Source organism: Acidovorax sp. HMWF018 (assembly GCF_003061035.1).
Classification (GTDB): domain Bacteria; phylum Pseudomonadota; class Gammaproteobacteria; order Burkholderiales; family Burkholderiaceae_C; genus Acidovorax; species Acidovorax delafieldii.
On sequence record NZ_QAIM01000057.1, the window covers coordinates 11,131 to 15,895 of the forward strand.

The following is a 4,765-nucleotide window of genomic DNA, read 5'->3' on the forward strand; positions in this document are numbered from 1 at the left end:
CTCGGCCAGAGGCTCGCCCCGCAACAGTTGCCGCGCCAGCAACGAGGCGCCCGCCGCGCTCTGAATCCCATACCCGCCCTGCCCGGCCAGCCAAAAGAAGCCGGGCACGTGATTGTCCCAGCCGATCACCATGTCGCCATCCGACACGAAGGAGCGCAGCCCGGCCCAGGTGTGCGACGGCCGGCGGATCTGGAAGCGGGTCATTTCCTCGATGTGATAAATCCCGGTGGCCACGTCGAGCTCTTCCGGCACCACATCGTGCGGATGTGTAGGGTCGGCATTGGCCGGTGAGCCCAGTAGTTGCCCCGCGTCGGGCTTGAAGTAAAAGCTCTCGTCGATGCCAATCACGGCTGGCCAATGGGTGGCATCCATGCCCTCAGGCACCGGGAAGGTGAATGCCGTGCGGCGGCGCGGCTCCAGCCCGATGGGTGGCACCCCGGCCAGGCCCGCCACCACATCGGCCCAGGCACCCGCAGCATTGACGATGGTGGGGGCAGCAAACACCCGCCCATCGGCCAGCGTCACTTGCCATACATCACCTTCGCGGCGCACGGCCATGACCTCGGCGTTCGTCAGCACCTGGCCGCCATGCTGGCGCAGGCCACGGAGGTAGCCCTGGTGCAGGGCGTTCACATCAATATCGGCCGCCTCGGGCTCGCTCATGCCGGCTGCCACAGCCTCGGGTTTGAGGCAGGGCAGCATCGCCAGCAGCTCGGCCTTGTCCACCCATTGCACATTGGGCGAGGTGGCATGTGCTTCGTCGTAGGTCTGCTTGAGCAGGTCCAGCTGGTCCGGTCCGGCCACATAGACCACGCCCCGGGGCGAGAGGATGGGGTCAGCGCCAAACTCCGCCGGCGGCGCGTCGTAAAACGCGCGGCTCGCCCGGGTCAGCGCCTGGATGTTGGGCGTGCCATAGGTCGCCATGTACAGCGCGGCCGAGCGGCCGGTGGTGTGATAGCCGGGCTGCGATTCGCGCTCCAGCAGCAGCACGCTGGCGCTCTGCCCTGCGGCGCCGGGCTGCACCAGTTGCCAGGCCACGGAGGCCCCGGCAATACCTGCGCCGATGACGATGGTGTCTACGGTTTGCATCTGCTCCTCCTGCTCAAACGGCCGACACCTGCGCTGCCGATGCCGCACGGTCGTCACGCGGCAGGCTGCGGGCATCGCGGGGGTCGGGTGCCACGGTCACGATGGAGGTCAGCGCGGGTTCGGCATTGGTTTGCATCAGCTTGGCGATGTCGGGCCGTGGGCGCGCCAGCCCGGCAATGCCCTTGAACGCCTGCTCCAGCGCATGCCCCACGCCCAGCGTGTGGCGGTCGGCACGGAAGCGCCCCACGATCTGCAGGCCAAACGGCATCCCGGCGTCGTCCAGTCCGCACGGCAAGCTCAGCGCCGGGTGGGTAGTGAGCGTGGTCACATAAGTCAGCGCCAGCCATCGGTAGTAGTTGGCCTGCGGCTCGCCGTTGATACGGCTGGCGAAAAGCTCGGTCCACGCAAACGGCGACACCGGCGTGGTGGGCGCCAGGATCACGTCGTACCCCTCGTACAGCTTCTGGAACCGCGCCAGAATGCGTGTCTGCTCGGCCTGCGCCCAGGCGCTGTCGAGCAGCGTCATGGCGGCGCCCATTTCGTAGTTAGCGCGGGTGTTGGGGCCCAGGCTGGCGGGGTCGCGCTCGTAGGCCTCGCGCGTGCTGGCCACAAAGGCCTCGGCGCGCAGCACGTCAAAGCAGCGGTGCACATCGCCCAGGTCGACGTCGATGGCGTCGCAACGCGCAAACAGGTGCTTCATGGCCTGTACCTTGCGGCGGAACACGGCGCGAATACCGTTGTCCACAGCGCAGGCACCAAAGTCCTCGGTATAAGCCACGCGCAGGCGGCTCAGGTCCACGGCTTCGGGCAGAAGGAAGCCCATCGGGTCCAGTGGGTAGCTCAGCGGGTCGCCAGCCGACATGCCCGCCGATGCTGCCAGCTGCAGGCAGGCCTCTTCCACCGTGCGGCCCATGGGGCCGACCACCGAAATCGGCGTCCAGCCCAGCAGCTTGCGCGAGCTGGGCACCACGCCGGGCGAGGGCCGGAAGCCCACCACGCCGCAGATGGATGCAGGAATGCGCAGCGACCCACCCGTGTCCGAGCCCGTACACACCGGCAGCATGTCGCACGCCAGCGCAGCGGCCGAGCCGCCTGACGAGCCCCCAGCGTTCAGGTTGGGGTTGAACGGATTGCCCGTAGCGCCCCACACGGTGTTGCGCGAATTGGCGCCTGCCCCCATCTCGGGGATGTTGGTCTTGCCCGTGACGATGGCGCCCGCTGCGCGCAGGCGCGCCACCAGCACGTTGTCCTCGGCCGGAATGTGCTCGCGGTAGATCTGCGATCCATAGGTGGTCAGCAAGCCCGCCGTGGCCTCCAGGTCCTTCACGCCCATGGGCAGGCCATGCAGCAGGCCCAGTGGTTCGCCGCGCAGCACGGCTTGCTCGGCCGCTTTGGCCTCGGTGCGGGCGCGGTCGTAGCAGGTGGCGGTGACGGCATTCACATGCGGGTTCACCGCCTCGATGCGGGCAATGCAGGCGTCGAGCAGCTCCACCGGCGAAATCTCGCGCGTGCCGATGTGATGGCGCAGTTCGTTGGCGGTCAGCTCAACCAGGGCTTGGGGGCTTGTTGTGGTCATCTCGGGCTTGTCTCCTTGTTCTGGTCACACGGGTTCAGTCTGCGGTGATGGCTGCGCGCTGTGCAATGGCGCGCATCAGCGGCAGCTCCTTGTCGATCAGCTCGGCCAACACCTTGGACGAAGCATAGGACGGCTCGAACCCCACCGCGATCATCTTGTCACGCGTTTCGGGGTCCGACACCACCTGGGCCAGCGCCAGCTCCAGGCGTGACTTCACGGCCGGCGGCAGGCCACGGGGCGCCACCATGGCCAGCCAGGTGTCCATCTCCAGGCCGGGGTAGCCACTCTCCGCCAGCGTAGGCACCTTGGGCAGCAGGGCCGAGCGTTTGCCAGAGGTCACCGCAATGGCTTTGATCTTGCCGTCCTTGAGCTGCGGCAGCGCGGCCGACACGGTGTCCACCGTGAACGGGATCTGCCCGCCGAGCAGGTCGGTCATCGCAGGCGCGCTGCCCTTGTACGGCACATGCTGGATCTTGAGACCCGCCGCGTGGAAGAACATCTCGCCTGCAAACTGCGAGGTGGTGCCCGTGCCGAACGAGCCATACGAATACTTGTCGGGCGCCGCCTTCACCAGGGCCACGAACTGCTTCAGGTCGCTGGCTGGCACATCCTTGTTTGCCAGCAGAATCAACCCCGTGCGGCCCGTGATGCCAATGGGCTCAAAGCTCTTGACCGGGTCGTACGGAAGCTTGGCGCGCACGGCGGGGTTGACGGTGAAGGTGGTGCCCGAACTCATGAGCAGCGTGTAGCCATCCGGCGCCGCCCGCGCCACCGACGTCGCACCGATCACCGTGCCCGCCCCCGCGCGGTTGTCGATCACCACGCTCTGGCCCAGCTTGTCGCCCAGCTTTTTGCCAATCAGCCGCCCCAGCACATCGGTGGCGCCGCCGGGCGGGAACGGAATCACCAGCGTGATCGGCTTGGTGGGGAACGCAGCCTCCTGCGCCATGGCCGGAGTCCACGCAGTGGCCCCCAGGGCGGCACAGAAGACGGCAGACAAAAGCAGTTGCTTGCGGTTCATGGCGTGGCTCCAGATAAAAAAAGTGAAAAGAAAAAAAGAGGAAAGAAGGTGGCGGGCCATCAGGCCTGCGCAGCCAGCACGGCCCGCCCGCGCTGCACAAAGCCCTGGTACTGCGCATCGGGCACCAGCAGGCCGCCCGTGGTCCACACCAGGTGGGTGGCCTGGTGCAACACGGCCTCAATGCCCGTGCTGCGCAGCCAGGCCTGCCCTGCCGTGGTGCCCGTCAACATCGCCGGGCCGCTGAAGCCTGCGGCAGCCGAGGGCTCGATGCGCTCGCCCAAGGCGTCCAGCACCCGCACCAAGTGTGCAAACAGGGTGTCGTCGGCCACAGTGAACACGCCCGACAGCAGCGGACGCATCAGTTCGGCCGCCAACAGCGACGCGCGCGGCACCGCCAGGCCATCGGCCTCGGTGCGGTTGGTCAGGCCCCAGTCGTAGACCGAGGGGTGCTGCCCCACACCTTGCGTTGCATCGGCCATCATCTGCACCATGAAGCACGGCGACTGCACCGGCTCCGCAAAAAAGCAGTGCACATGCGGCCCCAGCACCTGCCGCAGGCCAAAGGTGATGCCCGCTGGCGCACCACCCACGCCACACGGCAGGTAAACGATGAGCGGGTGCTCGGCATCCACCGCCACGCCCTGCTCGGCCAGTTGCTTTTGCAGGTGCAGCGCCGCTGCGCTGTAGCCCAGCAGCAGCGAGAACGATTGCTCGTCGTCCACAAAGTGGCACAGCGGGTTGCTGGCCGCCTCGGCACGGCCTGCGGCCACGGCGCGTTCGTAGTCGCCCGTGTGTTCCACCACCTGCACACCACGCTGGCGCAGGCGGTCTTTCTTCCACTCCTTGGCATCGGCCGACATGTGCACCGTGGCCTGAAAGCCCAGGGCCGATGCCACCACACCGATGCTCATGCCCAGGTTGCCGGTGGAGCCCACCGCCACCTGGTAGCGGCCCAGCACCTCGCGCGCCTGCGGCGTCGCCAGCGCTCGGTAGTCACCGCCGGGCTGCACCAGCCCATGCTGCAGCGCCAGCCCCTCGACAAACTCCAGCACCTCGTGCATGCCGCCCCGGGCCTTGAT

4 protein-coding genes are annotated in these 4,765 nt (G+C 67.6%); all 4 read right to left on the bottom strand.

Features of this window, described 5'->3' with window-relative positions:
* A partial coding sequence (locus DBR23_RS02090; RefSeq protein WP_108497155.1) for an FAD-binding oxidoreductase occupies positions 1–1,089 on the bottom strand: 1,089 nt, incomplete at its 3' end.
* A gap of 13 nt (positions 1,090–1,102) precedes the next feature.
* Positions 1,103–2,665, bottom strand: coding sequence for an amidase (locus DBR23_RS02095; protein WP_108497153.1), 1,563 nt, complete (start codon positions 2,663–2,665; stop codon positions 1,103–1,105).
* Between the two features lie 34 nt (positions 2,666–2,699).
* Positions 2,700–3,686 carry a tripartite tricarboxylate transporter substrate binding protein gene (locus tag DBR23_RS02100; protein ID WP_108497154.1) on the bottom strand — a complete coding sequence of 329 codons (987 nt, stop codon included), beginning with the start codon at positions 3,684–3,686 and terminating at the stop codon, positions 2,700–2,702.
* Positions 3,687–3,745: 59 nt separating this feature from the next.
* Positions 3,746–4,765, bottom strand: a 1,020-nt coding sequence (locus tag DBR23_RS02105) for a D-serine ammonia-lyase (protein ID WP_108497156.1), incomplete at its 5' end; no start/stop codon positions are given.

Excerpts from the sequence above, each read along its gene's own strand:
- DBR23_RS02095 (WP_108497153.1), bottom strand. The coding sequence starts at position 2,665 with ATGACCACAACAAGCCCCCAAGCCCTGGTTGAGCTGACCGCCAACGAA.
- DBR23_RS02100 (WP_108497154.1), bottom strand. The coding sequence starts at position 3,686 with ATGAACCGCAAGCAACTGCTTTTGTCTGCCGTCTTCTGTGCCGCCCTG.